17 protein-coding genes are annotated in these 19,320 nt (G+C 40.8%); 15 read left to right on the top strand and 2 right to left on the bottom strand.

Features of this window, described 5'->3' with window-relative positions; all coding sequences use genetic code 11:
- The first annotated feature begins 67 nt into the window (after window positions 1-67).
- The 15 genes from DWZ61_RS03550 to DWZ61_RS03480 all read left to right on the top strand — a co-directional run bounded on the left by DWZ61_RS03550 (window position 68) and on the right by DWZ61_RS03480 (window position 17,289).
- Window positions 68-1,648 (top strand): hypothetical protein, encoded by a 1,581-nt coding sequence (locus tag DWZ61_RS03550; protein ID WP_118537417.1) that lies wholly within the window; start codon window positions 68-70, stop codon window positions 1,646-1,648.
- A 32-nt stretch (window positions 1,649-1,680) separates the two neighbouring features.
- Window positions 1,681-2,139, top strand: coding sequence for a flagellar assembly protein FliW (locus tag DWZ61_RS03545; RefSeq protein ID WP_022313086.1), 459 nt, complete (start codon window positions 1,681-1,683; stop codon window positions 2,137-2,139).
- 1 nt (window position 2,140) lies between these two features.
- Window positions 2,141-2,359, top strand: a complete 219-nt coding sequence (gene csrA, locus DWZ61_RS03540) for a carbon storage regulator CsrA (RefSeq protein ID WP_117464631.1) — start codon at window positions 2,141-2,143, stop codon at window positions 2,357-2,359.
- Between the two features lie 190 nt (window positions 2,360-2,549).
- Entirely contained in the window at window positions 2,550-3,803 is a 1,254-nt protein-coding gene (locus DWZ61_RS03535) for an ATP-binding protein (RefSeq protein ID WP_117464630.1), read from the top strand.
- Between the two features lie 50 nt (window positions 3,804-3,853).
- Entirely contained in the window at window positions 3,854-5,239 is a 1,386-nt protein-coding gene (locus tag DWZ61_RS03530) for a Wadjet anti-phage system protein JetA family protein (RefSeq protein ID WP_117464629.1), read from the top strand.
- Between the two features lies 1 nt (window position 5,240).
- Window positions 5,241-5,855 (top strand): DUF4194 domain-containing protein, encoded by a 615-nt coding sequence (locus tag DWZ61_RS03525; protein WP_117464628.1) that lies wholly within the window; start codon window positions 5,241-5,243, stop codon window positions 5,853-5,855.
- A complete protein-coding gene (locus tag DWZ61_RS03520; protein ID WP_182426977.1) occupies window positions 5,824-9,066 on the top strand; it encodes an SbcC/MukB-like Walker B domain-containing protein in 3,243 nt (1,080 codons plus the stop codon). Before DWZ61_RS03525 ends, DWZ61_RS03520 begins: the two co-directional genes overlap by 32 nt.
- A complete protein-coding gene (locus DWZ61_RS03515; RefSeq protein ID WP_118537415.1) occupies window positions 9,053-10,255 on the top strand; it encodes a Wadjet anti-phage system protein JetD domain-containing protein in 1,203 nt (400 codons plus the stop codon). Before DWZ61_RS03520 ends, DWZ61_RS03515 begins: the two co-directional genes overlap by 14 nt.
- A gap of 122 nt (window positions 10,256-10,377) precedes the next feature.
- A complete protein-coding gene (locus DWZ61_RS03510) occupies window positions 10,378-10,830 on the top strand; it encodes a flagellar protein FlaG (protein ID WP_118502204.1) in 453 nt (150 codons plus the stop codon).
- A gap of 26 nt (window positions 10,831-10,856) precedes the next feature.
- Window positions 10,857-12,995, top strand: a complete 2,139-nt coding sequence (gene fliD / locus DWZ61_RS03505) for a flagellar filament capping protein FliD (RefSeq protein ID WP_118537414.1) — start codon at window positions 10,857-10,859, stop codon at window positions 12,993-12,995.
- A gap of 1 nt (window position 12,996) precedes the next feature.
- Entirely contained in the window at window positions 12,997-13,383 is a 387-nt protein-coding gene (fliS, locus tag DWZ61_RS03500) for a flagellar export chaperone FliS (protein ID WP_118537413.1), read from the top strand.
- Window positions 13,383-13,856: a flagellar export chaperone FlgN gene (locus tag DWZ61_RS03495; protein ID WP_118537412.1), complete on the top strand. Its 474-nt coding sequence runs from the start codon at window positions 13,383-13,385 to the stop codon at window positions 13,854-13,856. Before fliS ends, DWZ61_RS03495 begins: the two co-directional genes overlap by 1 nt.
- Before the next feature lie 192 nt (window positions 13,857-14,048).
- Window positions 14,049-15,272: an ATP-binding protein gene (locus DWZ61_RS03490; protein ID WP_118502212.1), complete on the top strand. Its 1,224-nt coding sequence runs from the start codon at window positions 14,049-14,051 to the stop codon at window positions 15,270-15,272.
- 376 nt (window positions 15,273-15,648) lie between these two features.
- Window positions 15,649-16,173, top strand: a complete 525-nt coding sequence (locus DWZ61_RS03485; protein WP_118537411.1) for a hypothetical protein — start codon at window positions 15,649-15,651, stop codon at window positions 16,171-16,173.
- 297 nt (window positions 16,174-16,470) lie between these two features.
- Window positions 16,471-17,289, top strand: coding sequence for a flagellin (locus DWZ61_RS03480; RefSeq protein ID WP_118537410.1), 819 nt, complete (start codon window positions 16,471-16,473; stop codon window positions 17,287-17,289).
- 142 nt (window positions 17,290-17,431) lie between these two features.
- On the opposite strand, the gene DWZ61_RS03475 is transcribed toward DWZ61_RS03480, so the two are convergent.
- On the bottom strand, window positions 17,432-18,358 hold the full coding sequence (locus tag DWZ61_RS03475) for a LicD family protein (RefSeq protein WP_172594702.1): 927 nt from the start codon (window positions 18,356-18,358) through the stop codon (window positions 17,432-17,434).
- A 2-nt stretch (window positions 18,359-18,360) separates the two neighbouring features.
- Window positions 18,361-19,284: a LicD family protein gene (locus DWZ61_RS03470; protein ID WP_118537408.1), complete on the bottom strand. Its 924-nt coding sequence runs from the start codon at window positions 19,282-19,284 to the stop codon at window positions 18,361-18,363.
- Between the last annotated feature and the right edge of the window lie 36 nt (window positions 19,285-19,320).

The raw sequence follows: 19,320 nt of genomic DNA, 5'->3' as shown, positions 1-19,320 counted from the left end.
TTACTTATATACAAGCATAACGTACCAGTTATTCTGATTTTTAGAATCCTGAATAGTTACGGAGAAAATGAGAATTACGAACAAGATCATGCAGCGTAATAATCTGTCCAATATCAATACGAACAAAGTATATCAGGATAAGCTGAGCACCCAGATGTCTACCCAGAAGAAGGTCAACCGTCCTTCCGATGATCCTGTGGTATCCATCCGTGCCCTGCGTTTACGCAGCAATGTGACCGAGGTGACGCAGTATTACAGCAAGAACATTCCGGATGCGGAGAGCTGGCTGGACGTAACCGAGGATGCACTGAAGAACCTGACAGAGATCATCACGAATATGATCAAACAGTGCACCAAGGCATCTAACGGAGATCTGAAATCCGCAGACCGCCAGATCATTCTGGAACAGCTGAAAGCCCTGGGAGATGAAGTGTACAGCACCGGCGATGCAGACTATGCGGGCCGTTATGTGTTTACCGGATATCGTACCGATACTTCTCTGAGTTTTGATAAAGAATACAATACGAAATATGAGATCACCGAGCAGCTGGACAACAGCTCCATCACACAGCTGACGAAGATCGACACCGGAAAATTGCTGGATATTACTGCTGCAAATTATAATAATGCAAATAACAGCAAGATCACGGAACAGGATATTAAGTCCACCGAGGTGTACCGTATCCAGCTGGCTTATGATGACTGCAGAGACAAGAATGCAAACCCGGCTGCAGCCCCGTCTATTTCTTTCTATGAGAAAGACCCTGTAACCGGCGAAGCTGTAATGAAAGAACCGACATGGGATTCCACTATGTTCACAATAAAGTCCTCCACGGAAGACCCTTACACCGAGGCAGCCAAAAATGATGATGCACTGATCTATGTGCCGGATACCGGTGAGATCCTGCTCGGCAGGAACCGTTATGATAAACTGATGGCCTGCAAGGATGATCCTTCCACCTCGGGAAAAAATGAAGGTGAGATCCGCGTAACTTATCAGAAGGATCACTGGGTCAAGGGTGATCTGAGACCCGAGCATTATTTTGCATGTACCAGTACCGATGCAGACGGAAAAGTAACGGATTATAACAAGTCCTATCTTGACGGCAAGAGCGAAAAACAGGTCATCGAATATGATGTAGGCTTCAACCAGACCATTCAGGTGAATTCCACTGCAGATGAGTGCTTCCAGCACGGTATCGGACGTACGGTGGACGATCTGGTACAGGCCATGCAGGATGTGGTGGATCTGGAGAATGTGAAGACCAAGATCGAGGGACTGCAGGAGACTGCTACCGGTACGGATGCAGAGACCCTGACGAAGCAGATGGAAGCAGTAGAAAAAGCACTGACTCTGGCAAAGGACAAATGCCAGAAGATGTTCGAAAGCGGCATTACTACGTTCCAGGGATATCTGGATGATGCCAACCTGTGCGTTACCAACTGCGGTACCAGAAGCAGCAAACTGGAACTGATCGATAACCGCATGAAGAGCCAGAAGACCACCTTTGAGACCTTAAAGAGTGAAAACGAGGATATCGATGTTACCGAGACCGTCATTGATCTGAAGAGTGCGGAAATGACCTATGAAGCGGCACTGATGGCTACCGGTAAAGTAATGCAGACCACACTGTTGAATTTCATCTAGAACAACAGGTTACGGAAAGGCGTAGGTATTTTATGAAGATCAATACAAAATTTTTTGGAGAAGTTGAGATTGCGGATGACAAGATCATCACTTTTGACAAAGGTATTATCGGATTCCCGGAACTGAAGCATTTTACCATGCTCCACGATGAGGAGAAGGGCAGCAACGTAGGAATCCGCTATTTACAGTCTCTGGAAGAACCCGGATTCGCCATGCCGGTCATGGATCCGCTGCTGGTCAACCCTCAGTATGATCCGGAAGTGGATGACGAACTGCTCACTAGTGTAGGCAATCTGACTCCGGAGAACATTCTGGTCATGGTTACTGTGACTGTACCTGCTGACCTGACGAAGATGACGGTGAACCTGCAGGGTCCCTTTGTGATCAACGTGGAAGAACGCAAGGCCTGCCAGATCATCCTTGAGGGAGATAAATACCCGGTAAAATATCCGGTATACGACATCCTGAAATCCGGAAAGGCGGGTGAGTAAGATGCTGGCATTGTCCCGTAAGAAGAACGAAGCAATCGTCATCAACAACGATATCGAGATCACCGTTCTGGAGGTCAAAGGTGATCAGGTCAAGATCGGCATTACCGCACCCAAGGAAGTGCCCATCTACCGCAAGGAAGTCTACCTCCAGATCCAGGAGGCCAACAAGGCCGCTGTGGATGCCGAAGGTATGGCAGCACTGAAGAACCTGTTGGGGTAAAACAAAGAAAATAATGGAAATGACACAGACTCCGGAGTATGCAATCCGGAGTTTTTTCTGAATACGCATATTGAAAAAAGAGGGCACAATTTCCCAAAATTATAAAAATACATTGAAAGGACTTAGATATAATAGTATAATTTGAAAAAAGAGGGCACAATGTTCTCAAAATATCAAAGTGGAGAAAAACATGGAAATAAAAAGAGACTTATATCTGCAAAGAATAGTAGATAGAATGCATAATGGAATGATAAAGGTTATTACGGGAATAAGACGTTCCGGCAAATCATATCTGTTGTTTACCATATTTAAAAACTATCTTATATCCCAAAATGTTCCGGAAGATCATATTATTGCGATAGAACTGGATATGTTGGAAAATAAAAGGTATAGAGATCCCTATGTAATATTGGATTATATTAAAAGCCGGATAACAGATGAAAAAGATTACTATATTTTCCTTGATGAAGTCCAACTCCTGGAAGAGTTCGAGGAGGTTCTGAATTCTCTTCTTCATATAAAAAATGCAGATATTTATGTAACGGGAAGCAACTCTAAATTTTTGTCAAAAGATATTATCACCGAGTTCAGAGGGCGTGGAGATGAAATACATGTTTTTCCGGTCAGTTTTAAGGAATATATGGATGTATTCGATGGTGATAAATATGAAGGATGGAGTTCTTATGTTAATTTTGGTGGGCTTCCGTTAACCATTACGATGAATACAGATGAGCAGAGAATGGAATATCTTACCGGATTGTTTGAAGAGACATACATTAAAGATATTATTGAACGTAATCATATAGAAAAAATTCAGGAAATAAACGACTTGATTAATATACTGGCATCAGGAATCGGTTCACTGACAAATGCATCGAAAATAGAAGCTACATTTAAAAGTGTGATTCAGTCAGATATCAGCCTGAATACCATTCGGAGCTACATTGAGTACCTTAAGGATGCCTTTATTGTAAGCGAGGCCAATCGATATGATGTAAAAGGAAGAAAATATATTGGAACTCCACTGAAATATTATTTTGAAGACGTAGGTCTCAGAAATGCCAGACTTGGATTCAGACAGACAGAAGAGACTCATATTATGGAGAACATCATTTATAATGAACTCCGGGTTCGGGGATTTCATGTGGATGTTGGTGTGGTTATGAAACGGAACAGAACCAAAGAGGGAGTGCAGGAAAAAAAACAACTGGAAATTGATTTCGTAGCAAATAAGGGAAGCAAACGATATTATATTCAATCAGCATTCAGTCTTCCGGATGATGAGAAGAGAATGCAGGAAAAGGCATCCCTGATAAATGTAGGTGATTCATTTAAAAAGATTATCATTGTAAAAGATATTATTAAACCATGGAATGATGATGACGGAATATTGACAATGAGTATTTTTGATTTTCTGTTGAATGAAAATAGTCTGGACTTATAGTTTTTAGGACAGTAGATTCCATACAAAGCATAAATAAAGAGGGATTACGTGTGTTTCATATTATAGATGAACGTTTTTTTGTACCGTTGGCATCTCCGAATAAATTAGTATATTGGGAATGTATCTGCAAGTTATTTTCCGTCATGGATCATCAGCTTTCCTTTGGAGTGGACAGAGATGTTGTGGTGGAGGAACTGCAATATTATTTTGAACAGACCCAGGCAGCGGATTTTGATGAAGAAGAATTCCAGGGAAAAAATGCAAGAGATAAGGCAAACTGGATGTTGCGAAAACTGGAAAATTATGGATGGATAGACATCGAGACAGATAAAAGTTATGTACAAAGAGTTAATTTTAAGGAATATGCCGTCAAGATTATAAAGACATTGTTGGAAATTGCAGAAGGTAAGCAAATCGAATATCAGGGATATATTTACACTATATATAGCCTGGTGCGAGGTACAACGGACAATCCGGGAATCGTTCTTTTGTCAATTGTGGAAAATACAGATATGTTGATTACCGGTCTGAAAAACCTGAGTTCCGGAATCAAGCATTATATTGATGAACTGACAAAGTATAAGACTCCGGCGGAAATTATGGATGTTTTATTCAACGATTACATAGAAAATATTGTAGACAAAGCATATCATCGATTGCTCACTTCAGATAATGTCTCTAAATTCCGACCGGAGATTATAGAGAGACTGGAAAGTAAAAGCCATAGTAAGGCTTATGTGGAAAAAGCAGGTGCGGAACTGGCTTCCATTCGGGAAATTGCGCCGGAAGAAGCAGAAGAACTGGTCTATCATTATATTCATCAGGTCATAGATGCTTTTCAGAATATGGATGAAATCCTGGCAGAAATCAATCGTAAAAATACGCAATATCAGAGGGCAGCTATCAATCGTGCCAAGTTTTATCTGATTGGCGGCGAGGATGTCAGGGGGCAGATCAAGGATATTCTTTCTGAAATGAATGAGAAAATCAATCGGGAAAACATGGATCTTGGTGGAATTTACAGGATTGAATTTTTGGATGATCTGATCCGGATATACAGTTCAGCAGTTATAGATGAGAAATCTTTTTATACTCCGATTGAAGGAAAGAAAACATTTGAACCGGAAATAATCCAACAGGAGGAACCGGACACTGAACTCAGGAATGAGAAGAAAAGGAAAATGCTTGAAAAGCTGGCAAGAGTCCTGAACCCGGAGAAAATAGATGGATATGTAGAAAAACAGCTTGGAGAAAGACCGGAAATGTTAGCTTCGGAGTTACCGTTAGATACTACGGATGATTTCGTGAAGATGATTTATGTTCGATTGTACGGTCAGAGAAAAAACATGAAGTATGTAGTGAGTGTAAGAGAGACCATACAGAAGGAAGGTTACCAATTTACGGATTTTACAATACGAAAGAAGGTACAAAAGTAGGATGGATATTTTAAACGGAATGTTGCAGAAAGACAGGGATAATTTCTCACGGATATGTAACCGGCTGCTAAGTTCCTGCTTTTTATGTAAAAGAAATGAAACAACCAGATTAGATTATTATTTTGTAACAAAATACAAGGAAAAATTTGCGGAATGTTTTGCACTATTGGGCTACCGTTTGGAAATTAATGAAGAATATGGTGTGGTTCAGTTAACCAATCCACAAAACTATAACCGCTACAATATGAAACTGTTTGAATCGGTTCTCTTGTTAATTCTCAGAATTTTATATGATGAAAAGAGAAGGGAACTTTCTACTACAGAGGAAGTAATTGTAAATGTGGGGGATATTCATGAAAAATTCTTAAGCCTGAAGATCAGAGAGAAAATGATAGACAAGACAACTTTTCGCAATGCAATCAGTACATTGAAAAGGTTTCAGATCATAGAGATATTGGATACCAGCCTTACGGAGGAAGAATCCCGGATTATTATCTTTGACTCTATTCTGATGGCTGTTCGCGTGGAAGATATTAAGGCAGCTTATGAAAAGCTGGAAATTTACAAAAGAGGAGGAAAAAACAGTGAAGAAACTGACGAGAGTGAAATTGATTAACTGGCATCGCTTTGTTAATGCAACAATAGATCTTGAAAAATCTACACTGATTTCCGGAGAAAACGGAGCTGGAAAATCCACTCTTTTGGACGCTATTCAGTTCGTGATTATTTGTTCAACCAATTATTTTAATAAGGCAGCTCATGAAAACGGGAAAAGAAAACTGACCGGGTATATTCGCTGTAAGACCGGAAGAGAAAATAAACCTTATGAACGGACAGGAGAGATCAGTGCACATGTTGCACTGGAATTTTATGAAGAGAAAAAGGATAAATATTTTGTGATCGGTGCCGTGGTAGACTCTGCTTCGGAGGGACAGGAAAAAACGGCAAGATATTTGATGGACGGAGTACGATTCGAGGACTCTATGTTTTTTCAAGGAAAAGCGCCAAAGTCTATCAATCAGTTTCGGACAATGAATAGTTCTAAAATAAAACAATGGTGTACTACAGATAAAGAAGCAAGATCAATGATCAAAAACCGCTTTGGACGAATCGAAGATAAATTTTTCCGGCTGATTCCCAAGGCTCTGGCTTTTCGACCGATTGATGATATTAAAGATTTTGTGTATTCCTATGTATTGGATGAGAAGGAAGTCAATATTGATGTATTACGTGAAAATGTCCGGACTTATCAAGATTTACAGCGTACACTGGAAAACGTAAAAATTCGTATCGAGAGGTTGGAAAAAATCAATTCCTTACATGCCCAGGCAGCGGATGGATTACAGAAGGATAAGCAATATGGATATTATCTTGCGAGAGTAGAAGCGGATCTTATCCTGGAAGAAATAGAAAAGATGCAGGCTGAGATACAGACGGATACTTTGCGGTTGGAAGAACAAAACGGTCAGATCCAGACTGTGAAAAAAGAACAGATGGAAAAACAACAGATCAGAGATGATTTGCGTGCGGAACTTGCAACAGATAAAGATTTTCTGGCAAAAGACGAACAGGAGAAGCGACTGCAGTTATTGGAGAACAGAAAGACAGATTTGCTGAAGGAGCGGGAAAGCCTTCAGGAAAGCATGGACTCTGCCAGAATGCAGTTGAAAAAATTGCTGGAAGTAAAGGATGTGGACACATCTATAAAACTTTATTATCGAAACTTGTGCATGCCAGACAATGATATGAATCTGGCGCAGACAAAGGACACACTTTTGCAGGCTATTTCCTACAAAAATCTAATGCGAAATAAAGTGCTACAGAAAAAAGCAGAGACGATAGCAAAGGAAGCCGAAATCAGCGATGAAAAGCAGGAACTGGACAAGAAAATTGAACAGTTAATGAAGAAAAAATTTTCGTATTCTGAAGATGTAGAACGTGTAAGAATGGAAATTAAGGAAGAGTTTCAACGTATCGGACGGACTCCGGAACCGCGTATTTTATGTGAAATGTTGGAGATTACAGATGGATCCTGGAGAAATGCTGTGGAAGGTTATTTAAACACGCAGAGATTTTATATTCTGGTGGAGCCTGAAAATTTTGATATTGCATTGGGAATTTATGACAGGCTTCGAAAAGAGAAAAAAGCATATGGAGTAGGCCTTATTAACACACAGAATCTGGAAGAATATGATACCGCACCGGAAGGATCTCTGGCTACCGTAGTGTCTTCCAAAAATAAATACGCAAAACGTTATGTCAATATGATTCTCGGAAAAGTTCATATGTGTGAGCATTATCGGGAACTAAAAACTTATAGGATCTCAATCACAAGGGAGTGCATGAAGTATCAGAACAACGTAGCGAGTGCTATTAAACCATCCGTTTTTGAAACACCATACATTGGACAGAATGCCATAAAGGTACAACTGGAACAGGCAAAACAGAAGCGGGAGGAATTGAAGCAACAGCTGGCGGACTTGAAAAGCAGGCTGAAACAACTGGAATATGTACTGGAGCCACTGAATACGGATCAGGATACAGATATTAAGTACCGTTTGGACGTTATTGGTGATTTGCGGCAGGTTTCTCTGGAAATTGACAAATGCAAAGAAAACATTGCTACATTGAAGAAAAATTCCAATATGATCATGAAACAGCTGCAATTGTCTACCTTGGAAAAAATGTTAGAGGAACTGACGGTAAAAAGGAGTAATTTAGACAGAACTGCCGGTAAGACGGAGGAAAGAATCAGCCTGACAAAACAGAAAATTGCAGAGAATCAGGCAAATCATGTAGAAAAAGCACTATTTTATGAAAAACTTGGGGCAGACGATGCAGATTTATTGCCAATATGGAGACAGGAATATGAGAAACAGACAGAGGGTAAGTCTTATGCACAGTTCAGAGATAATTATTTGCGAAGGAGAAAAGCAAACCAGACACTGATTGATAAGGCAACGGACTCTATGAAAGAGGTAATGAGGGAATATAAAACAGCGCATGATTTTGGTGCACCTGCTTCGATGGAAGGATATCGGGATTTTGAAGCGGAGTATTTGAAACTGAAAAATTCAGAACTGCTGCAGTATGAGGATAAGGTGGAGACGGCCAGAAGCGCAGCGGAAGAAGAATTCAGAGAGCAGTTTTTGTCTAAGCTACAGGAAAATATGAAGACAGCCCAGTCTGAATTTAAGGAATTAAACAAGGCATTGAATGATATTACGTTCAGCAATGAAAAGTATGAATTCCTGTATATGCCGAGTAAGAAATACCGTCAATATTATGAAATGATCATGGATGATTTTAATGCGATGCAGGGAGAGTCTATTTTCAGTGGACTGTTTCATGAGAATCATAAGGTAGTGATAGAAGAACTGTTCGAACGGCTGGCACTTGATAATGACAATAGTACAAAAACACTGGATGAATTTACGGATTATCGTACTTATATGGATTATGATATACGCATTATACACAGCGATGGAAACTATTCCTTATATTCAAAGGTGTGTGAGGAAAAGAGCGGTGGTGAGACACAGACACCTTTTTACGTCACCGTAGCGGCATCTTTTGTCCAGCTGTATAAGAACAATATTGGCGGAGAGGCAGTGGGACTTGTGCTTTTTGATGAAGCGTTTAATAATATGGATGATGAAAGAATAGGCGGAGTTCTGGAATTTTTGCGGCGGTTGCCGCTACAGATATTGATTGCTGCACCACCGGATAAAATACAGTATATCAGTCCCTTTGTGGAGGAGACATTACTTGTAATGACAGATGAAAAAATCAGTTATGCAGAGAGGTATGTAAATGGTACAGTATGACAGAATGGTTTTAAATCATTTGCTGGATACCTATGAAAACAGTCTGTTGTCAATTGGAGAGAACAGGAGAAAGGTACAGATAGAGTTTCGTTTTACGAGAACATCTATACCGGCATATTATGATGAGAGTTCATCAGAATATGAAAAAATTCATATTTTGATGAATGCACTGGAAAATAAAAATATGATAACTGTAATCTGGAAGGACCATAAGCAGGGACATTTCATACAAAAGGTTCGGATGAATGCGGATCAAATTGATGAAATTTACCGGTATACAGGAAGAAAACCAAAGCATGGTCTGGAGGAAGAAAACAGAGTCTTTCTTCAAAAATATCTGAATGAAGATGCTCCGGTCACGGTAAATTTTGTAGGATATCTGTTGGAACGACTGGAAAACCACAAGTCGGTAAAAGAATACATAACATTGGAAAATCTGCAGGAAACAGAAAAATTTCTTCGTGCATGTGTATCTGTAGAACAAAATAAAACACCTTGTTATATCAGAGAGTTCTCCATTCAACATTTTCAGGATTCTAAATATTTTGAACAGATAGAAAGCAGGATTATCAGAGTGTTTCGGCAGTTCGATGAGGAATATAAGGAAATGGATGCAGTGGAACTATTGGCGGAATATGGAATTTATCAAACCCCTGATTTTGTGTATTTTAAGGGAGATGTGCGCCTGCTGGTGGAAGGGGAGGAGATGAATTTGTCCCTTTTAAAGCAGGGAATTGGAATTTCGGGAGAGGATATTGAAAACATTCGTTTCTCGGATTTCAGCAGAATACAGAAGGTAATAACTGTTGAAAACCTTACTTCTTTTTTCAGATACCATGAGGAAAACAGCCTCCTTGTTTACCTGGGAGGATACCATAACAGGGTACGAAGAAAACTGCTCCAAAAGATTTATGATGCAATTCCTGCTGCAAAATATTATCATTTTGGGGACATAGATGCCGGAGGATTTCTTATTTTTCTGGATTTACGTAAAAAAACAGAAATTCCATTTGAAAGCTTCCGTATGGATCTGGATACGCTGAAACAATATTCACAATATGGAAAAAAATTGACAGAAACAGATAAAAAACGTCTGGAGAAATTAGGAGAAGAAAAGGAATTCAGCGAGGTTATCCGATATATGCTGGAGAAAAATATAAAATTAGAGCAGGAATGCATTATTGAATAGATGGTGTCGTGAAATTTTTGCAGCACCTATTAATTTATCAGGAGAATTTACCGATACAATCCTTAGAGAAGCAAGGTCGTGCGCCCACGGAAGGCGCTTTTTATCACACGGAGGTGACCATTATGACCATAGAACCGATTTCCAGTCTCATGACAGTGCAGGCACAGAACACAGCCGCTGCCAGGAACACTGTGACAAAAGTAACTACAGAGGAGAATCCCTCAGAATACAATCCTGCCAATGTAAAAGCAGCAGATAAACTTGACCAGACCACCGCAGTTGTTGAAAATGCGCAGAGCAAGGATCAGAATAATACTTCTGCCGATGCTAATAGCGAACAGCAACAGCAGGTGACCAACGAGCAGATCAAGAAAGCAGTAGAGAAGCTGAATAAGAACATGATGTCCCATTCAGAAGCTGTTTTCGGTATTCATGAGGCGACAAACCGCATAACGATCAAAATCATAGACAAGGATACCAAGAAAGTCATCAAAGAGCTTCCACCTGAGAAGACTTTGGACATGATCGCCAAAGTGTGGGAGTTAGCCGGTATCCTGGTAGATGAGAAGAGATAAGAAGTAAGAATCAGGAGGAACACATTATGGCAATGAGAATGTCTGGTCTGATGTCCGGTATGGACACAGAGACTATCATTAAGGAACTGGTATCTGCCAAACAGACCAAGGTGGATGATGCCAAAAAGGCACAGACCAAACTGCAGTGGAAGCAGGATGCCTGGAAAGAATTAAATACTAAACTGAAAAATCTGCAGGCAAAATATATCGCTAATATGCGTTTTACGTCTTCTTACAGCAAGAGGACCACAAAAGTATCCAACAGTAATGCAGTCAGCGTGATCACCGGTGAAAATGCCGTCAAGGGAGTACAGTCCCTGCAGATCAACAAGCTGGCCAAGACCGGTTATCTCACCGGCGCACAGATCAAGGCTGCCGATGGGGGAAGTCTGACTGCTGCATCTAAATTAAGCGAACTGGGAGTGACCGGAGAAGGTACCTTCAATATCACTGCGGGTGGAAAGAGTGTGGATATTACGGTAAATGGTGACAGTACCATTTCCGATGTGCTGAATAAGATCAAGGAAGCAGGTGTCAATGCCAGCTTTGATGCGAAGAACCAGAGATTCTTCGTCAGTGCCTCCGCATCCGGGCGAGACAATGACTTCAGTATTACCGCATCGGACAGCACCGGTGACGCAGCGCTGTCAGCATTGGGACTGAAGGCAAGTCTGATTGGCGATAAGGGGGATCAGGCAACACTGGACAGATATAAGGAGTATGCGGCTTTCTATGTAAGCGGAGATGATGCAGCTACTCTTGCAAATATTAACAAGGATGGCCGTATCACAAAGGATATTGAATCCAAAGTAAGCAGTTATCTGGAGCAGTATAAGTCTCTGCTCAGCACTAAGAGTGATGCACAGAAGAAGATCGATGAGATCAATGAAAAATATAAGGATTCCAGCCTGGATACTGTAGAAAACTATACGAAACAGTTGGAAGCAAAGCAGAAAGAGAAGACAGAGCTGGAAGAAAAGATCAAGAATCTGACAGATGGTGATGAAAAAGATACTGCACAGAAGGAACTGGATACGCTGAATGAGGAGATTAAGACATTGTCTGAAAAGAAGACGGATGCCCAGTCTCTGAAAAGCGCACAGAAGAGTATCACCGATGCAGATACAAAGATCGCAGATATACAGAAGCATATTACTGTAACAGAAGGTACCGATGCGGACGGTAATGCAACTTATACTGCAGAAGCCACACAGACATTGAAGGACCAGGTAAATAACAGCTATCTGTCTCAGGCAAAATACGCGTCCGATGTTGTAACATCCATCAATAACGGAACCTATACGGCTACCGGAGCTACTAAAATCAGTGGTCAGGATGCCAAGATTACATTAAATGGTGCGGAATTCACCGGCAACAGCAATGTCTTCGAAATCAACGGCTTGACTTTCACTGCGCTCAGTGAGACGAAAGACGGTGAGGATATCACTGTTACTACAGAAGACGATGTAGATGGCATCTATGATATGGTGAAGAACTTCCTGAAGGAGTACAATTCCATCATCAATGAGATGGACAAACTGTACAATGCGGATTCTGCCAAAGGGTATGAACCCCTGACAGATGATGAGAAAGATTCTATGTCTGACTCTGAGGTAGAGAAATACGAGACCAAGATCAAGGATGCTCTGCTTCGCAGAGATAGTAACTTGTCTACCATCAGTTCTGCATTGAAGAGTATTATGTCCGGCAGCGTGGACGTGAACGGCAAGACTATGTATCTCAGTGATTTCGGTGTTGAGACCCTGGGTTACTTTGAGGCACCGGACAATGAGAAAAATGCTTATCACATTGCAGGTGATCCGGGTGATGCCAATACCTCCGGTAAATCGGATGTGCTGAAGAGCATGATCAGTAATGATCCCGATACGGTAATCGCTTTCTTCTCTTCTCTGTCTAAAAACTTATATACCAAAATGAGTGATCTGTCCAAATCTGTAGACGGATATCGTTCTTATGGAAACTTTTATGATGACAAGAAGATGACTTCGGATTATAATGATTATAAGACGAAGATATCCGAACTGGAAGAGAAGCTGAACGATTACGAAGATAAGTGGTATTCCAAGTTCTCCAAGATGGAGACAGCTCTCGCAAAGCTGCAGAGCAATTCCAGTGCGGTGACGAGCTTGTTAGGAGGATCATGATATGGCGTTACCCAATGCCTATGCACAGTATAATAACAGCAAAGTATTGACAGCTTCTCCCGCAGAACTGACGTTGATGCTTTACGATGGAGCTATCAAGTTCTGCAATATTGCGGAAGTAGCAATCGAAGAGAAAGACATCCAGAAGGCACACAATAACATTCGTAAGGTACAGAATATTATTGGATATCTGCAATCGACGTTGGATACGAAATATCCGGTTGCGCAGGACTTTATCAATATTTATGATTATTTGTCCCAAAGACTGGTAGAGGCAAATGTAAAAAAAGATAAAGAGATCCTGGAAGAGGTCAATATGCATCTGCATTCCGTAAGAGACAACTGGAAGGAAGTCATGCGCGTCAATCGTGAGAAAGGGGCTATCTGATGGAGAGTCAGCTGACGATATTGTCTGAAAGCCTGGATCGAAAGCTGGAAGTATTACAGAAAATTCAGGAATACAATAAGCACCAGGAAGAAATCTTCTCTGCGCAAAACGTAGATATCAGTCAGTTTGATGCGGCGGTAGAGGAAAAACAGCGCCTGATTGATGAAGTAGTACGGTTAGATGATGGCTTTGAAATCATGTATGCAAAACTGGCAAAGGAACTGGAGGGCAACCGGCAGCACTACGCAGCACAGATCCGTGAACTTCAGACAAAAGTGGCAAAGGTGACGGAACTCAGTGTGTCCGTGCAGGCACAGGAAGCCCGGAACAAGAAACTGGTCGAGAATTATTTCGCCAGAGAACGTGCCGGAATCGGTCAGAGACGCAAGAGTGCCAAGAGCGCCTTTGACTACTACAAGAGCATGAGCGGCGCCGGATATGTACCGCCCCAGATGTACGACAATAAACAATAAATACAACGGATAAAGGGAAGCAGATAGAGATATCGGCTTCCCTTTTTTATGACGGAATCAATGTGATAGAATAAAAATGTGGTTTCGGCTAAAATATAATCAGAGTATAGATTAGCCGGAAAATGCTTGATATTTTAAAACAATCCGGCTAAAATATAATCATGAAAAAGATTAGCCGAAAGAGGGACTTTTATGAGTTATATCAAAAGAAATCTGGAGAATGTAGTAAGACAGGTAACCAGGGAATATCCGGTACTCCTGGTAACGGGACCGAGACAGGTAGGAAAGACGACAATGCTCCAAAAACTGATGGAGGGAACGGAGCGGGGATATGTAACACTGGATGATTTAAACGAAAGAAATATTGCAAAGACCGATCCGGAACTGTTTCTGCAACTGCATAAACCACCTGTATTGATTGATGAGGTTCAATATGCACCGGAACTGTTTACTTATATCAAGATAAATGTAGATAAAAACCATGAGCCGGGAGCATTTTGGCTTACGGGATCACAGGTGTTCAAATTGATGCAGGGAGTACAGGAGTCACTGGCAGGAAGAGTGGCAGTACTTTCACTTACATCCCTGTCACAGGCAGAGATATCCGGAGGAACGATGAAACCGTTTACGGTAGATCTGGAGGATTTAAACGAGAGGCAGAAAGAGAGAGAGCAAGCTGATACAAGAGAGATCTTTGAACGGATTTATCAAGGCTCCATGCCTGCGATCGTAAGCGGTATTAACAGTAACAGTCAGCTTTTTTACAGCAGTTATCTGTCTACTTATATTGAGCGGGATGTAAGAGAATTATCGGATGCCATAGATTCGCTTAAGTTCCTTCGGTTTATTACTGCGGTGGCAGCAAGATGTGGGCAGATGGTTAATGCAGCAGAGATTGCCAGAGATGCAGATATCAATCAGACGCAGGCGAAGGATTGGCTGACAATTCTGGAAACGCTGGGAATTATTTTTTATCTTCATCCGTATTCTAATAATTTGTTGAAGCGCCTTGTGAAAACGCCCAAACTGTATTTCTACGATACGGGTCTGGTGTGTTACCTGACGAAATGGAGCAGTGCGGAAACGTTAGAATGCGGTGCTATGAACGGGGCCATTTTGGAAAATTACGTGGTCGCGGAAATTCGGAAAACCTACCTGAATTGTGGAAAAGAGCCGTATTTGTACTATTATCGTGATAAAGATGCCAGGGAGATTGATATTGTCCTGGAACATGATGGAATATTGAATCCGATTGAGATTAAGAAAACTGCAAATCCCGGAACAGAGCTGGTAAAGGTATTTGAATTACTCGACAAGGCATCAACGCCTCGTGCGAAGGGCGCAGTTATCTGCATGAAACCGGGACTTAGTGCGATAGACAGAGACAATTATATCGTACCGGTCTGGATAATCTAAAATACAGTCCCTGCCTGAATATCAGACAGGGACATATGTAACTTCCGCTTGAGAATTTGCCGAAGTAACTTCAGCTTTGGGGATAGATCGACCGAAATTTACTTTGGCAATTGAGGGGATTAATGCCCAGGCAGGACAATCCATGCTGACCCAGGCCAATCAGAGTAGTCAGAGCGTACTGCACAAAGTATGATTGATTTATCGGTAACAATATGCTATTGTAAATTCACAGAATATCAATTCTGGCAGACAGACCAAATCTTAATTCAAATCAAAAAATTTTTAGGTGTATCACCATTGATTTCACTGGATGAGAAGGTAATAGAATGATAAAAATACTTTCTGATTGGAAAGAGTAATACTGAAAGGAAAACATATGAGTGAAGTAAAAGTAGTAAGAGATGAACAGGGTAATGCTATTGTTATAATACCGGATATTATATTTTGGAATAAACAGGACATTGACTGGGATGCAGTAAAAGAATACCTAAAGAAGTACCTTGGTGAAATAATTGAGAATAAACAAACGAAAGAAAAAATAGAAATAGGAACTAAATTCGCAGATGAGTATACGGGCTCAAAGTATTCAGAACATATAAGGGGAGCACGGGCAAAAGCCAAGGCAAATGCAGCACAAGGAATCCGAGAACTGGTAGAATCAGCTGCCAATAAAATACATAGTGAAAATAAGAAGAGTAAACATAAGAAAGACGCAAAAGGTGGCTGGAACTATTATACGGTCAGATTTGCGCTACCAGTTTATGATAACAATAGAAAGACAGAAGAATATAATGTTTACATGGGGAGGCTGGTAGTAAATAGGACACAAGACGGAAAATTGTATTTATATGATTTGGTGGAAATAAAAAAGGAAGCAAGTACCCCACTCAAGAATACATAGTAAACAAGTGGTAAAAAACTGCTTCCTTTTTATATAATATATCTTAGCAAAATAAAAAAGTCAACATTTTTTGTAAAAAGGGGTTAAGTTTCTAAAAACCTCTCCGATATACTTATCAAGTAAAGCAAATAAAACAAATGCTTACCTAACAACTTCTTCCAATCAAAGGTTTCGCACGTCGGAGAGAGGGAAGACAATGGCGATGAAAGTAAAGGGAAGTGCGAGCCCGGAGCAGACATTGCCAAAGCAAACAACGGAGCGCAGGGAAGCGCTCGTCAATTCAAGGAGGAATATATTATGGTAGTACAACACAATCTTACAGCTATGAACTCTAACAGAATGTTAGGTATCACCACCAAGACTCAGGCTAAATCTACTGAGAAACTTTCATCCGGTTACAAGATTAACAGAGCAGCAGATGATGCAGCAGGACTTGCAATTTCCGAGAAAATGCGTCGTCAGGTAAGAGGTCTGACTCAGGCTTCTGCTAATGCTCAGGATGGTATCTCCGCAGTACAGACCGCTGAAGGTGCTCTGAACGAAGTTCATGATATGCTGCAGAGAATGAACGAGCTGGCAGTTAAGTCTGCAAACGGAACCAATCAGTCCGAGGATCAGGCTTATATCCAGAAGGAAGTAACTAATCTGATTAATGAGATTGATCGTGTATCTACAACGACCACTTTCAATGAGAAATCTCTGTTAGATGGTACTTTCTCTCAGGTGGCTCTTCAGGTAGGTGCTGAGTCTTCCGCAGACAATCAGATTTCTGTAACCATCGCTAGTATGGGTTCTACTGGTCTTGGTGTTAATGGTGTTGATGTTAGCTCTACTGGAGACGCAAAAGGTGCTATTGATACAATCAAGACTGCAATCACAAAATTGAGTGAGCAGCGTTCTGATCTGGGTGCTATCCAGAACAGACTGGAGCATACCATCAACAACTTGGATAACGTTGTAGAGAATACTACCAGTGCAGAGTCCCAGATTCGTGATACTGATATGGCTTCTGAAATGGTTAAGTACTCTAACAACAATATTCTGGCACAGGCAGGTCAGGCTATGTTGGCTCAGTCCAATCAGGCTAACCAGGGAGTGCTTTCCTTACTGCAGTAAGCGTAAGTATATTACAACTAGCTATTATAGAAGGAGTTGGCGTAAAGTCAGCTCCTTTTATATGGAGACGATTAAGTGTTTAAAATATGGAGCCTATGATCAAAAAATCATAGGCTCCATATTTTAAATTAAGTGATACGACCTAAATGATGAAAGGTTTTTCACCATTAGAGATTTTTTCAGTAATTTTCTCAATAACAGAATTGGTTTGCTTTTTATAAAAAGGATAATCATGTCCAGCGGTATTTTGCACTGGGGTCATATAATCACCGTATAATTGTGTGAGTACAGCATCGTAGTTTTGTGGAACAGGTAAAATAATATTTTCAAAGGTTAAATATTTACAAGACTGATACCATTCTTTACGAAGATGAATTGCTTTCTGGGCATTTTCGGGAATATATGAGATTAGGCTGCTATCTGTACCGTTGTATATCTGGCAAAGCTTATCTGCTGTTCGAAGCAACTGGTTCTTCAGACTTTTCCGGGGATCAAATTTCAGTCCACAGAGTTCTTCCAACTGAGGAACGATACTCTTCATTGTTTCTGGAGCCTCATCGTATCGTCCAACAGTTGTGACAAGAAGTGCAATCAATTGATTTAAAACAGATTCCTCGTTTTGACTTAACGGTAATGTATCTAATGGGAAGATATCAATTCCAACGATATAAGGACAACGGTGGAATTGCGATAGACGTTTTGAATCATAGGAAATGGTGCTGGCATTTAATAATCTGGAAAATACAAAGGAATATTCTTCCTCAGTATACGCATTATTAATATGATATTCTGTGGGAAGTTCTTTGGGAGCAATCGCTAGAAAGCGCTGGTAGTCATCACGAAACATGCAAATATCAATATCATCATCCCAAGGAATAAATCCACCGTGACGGACAGCACCGAGTAAAGTCCCCCAATCAGCAAAATAAGGAATATCATATTTTTTACAGATATGTTGTATGACACACATAACCTCTAATTGTGCTGCCCAGGCACATTTCATCATGGGCTCAATATAAAAACCATCCCTGGTTTCTCCTAAAAAGTAGGAATCATCAAATGTTAACATAGTTATTTGTTCTCCTTCGTATTGTTTTGCTCCATGAGGCATTCCGCCAGGATTCGCTCCTGTTTCTTCCAAAAAGGGTAGTCATGAGCCTGAGTACCACGGACAGGAGTCATATAATCCCCATAATTTACTTTGAGAATCTCATCATATCCGGCAGGGGCTGTTACGGTAATCGTCTCAAAGGGAAGTACAATACATTCCTGATACCATTCGGCTTTAAGTCGCAACTTTTCTCCGCTGTCAGCGTGAGAGGCGTAATGAGAAATATCGGAGCCCCCACTGGTATTATAGATTTGGGAAAGAGAATCAGCAGCCTTCATAAGTTGAGGTTTTAATTTCTGCGAAGGATCCAAGGTGATATGGCATAAATTCGCAATGTCCGTCAATAAAGAAAGCGTCAGTTCTGGATTCTCTTCGGATACCCGTGCAGTATATACAAGAATTCGTAAAAGCTCGCACAAGGCATGATCCTCATCCGGAGTCGGTGCAAGAACATCTAAAGGAAAGAGGTCTAAACCCACAGAATAGGGACATCCATGAAAACGATTCAGATAATCCGGAGAATAGTTAATTTTAAGTCCGCTTCGCACAATGGTGTGAAGCTGGTGGTGAAAAGGATTATTGTGAATGTTCAGAATCTGCCATCCTGAAGGAAGCTCTGCAGGTGCAATTTTCAGAAAACGTTCATAATCGCTGCGGAACATGCTAATATCAATATCATCGTCCCATGGAATAAATCCCTTGTGGCGGACGGCACCGAGAAGTGTGCCATAGTCAGCAAAATATTGGATGTTGTGACGATTACATATCTCGGCAACAACTTCCAATACCTCGATCTCAGCGGCCCAGGCACATTTCATCATAGGTTCAATATAAAAATCATCACGGATTTCACCTTGAAAATAATTTGGGGGAAAATTAGCCATACAAAAGCCCTTTCTCGTATCGTTAAAATCAAATCA

The sequence above is a fragment of the Clostridium sp. AF34-10BH genome, assembly GCF_003478095.1.
GTDB classification, from domain to species: Bacteria; Bacillota; Clostridia; order Lachnospirales; family Lachnospiraceae; genus Acetatifactor; species Acetatifactor acetigignens.
This window is presented reverse-complemented; position numbering and strand designations above follow the sequence as displayed.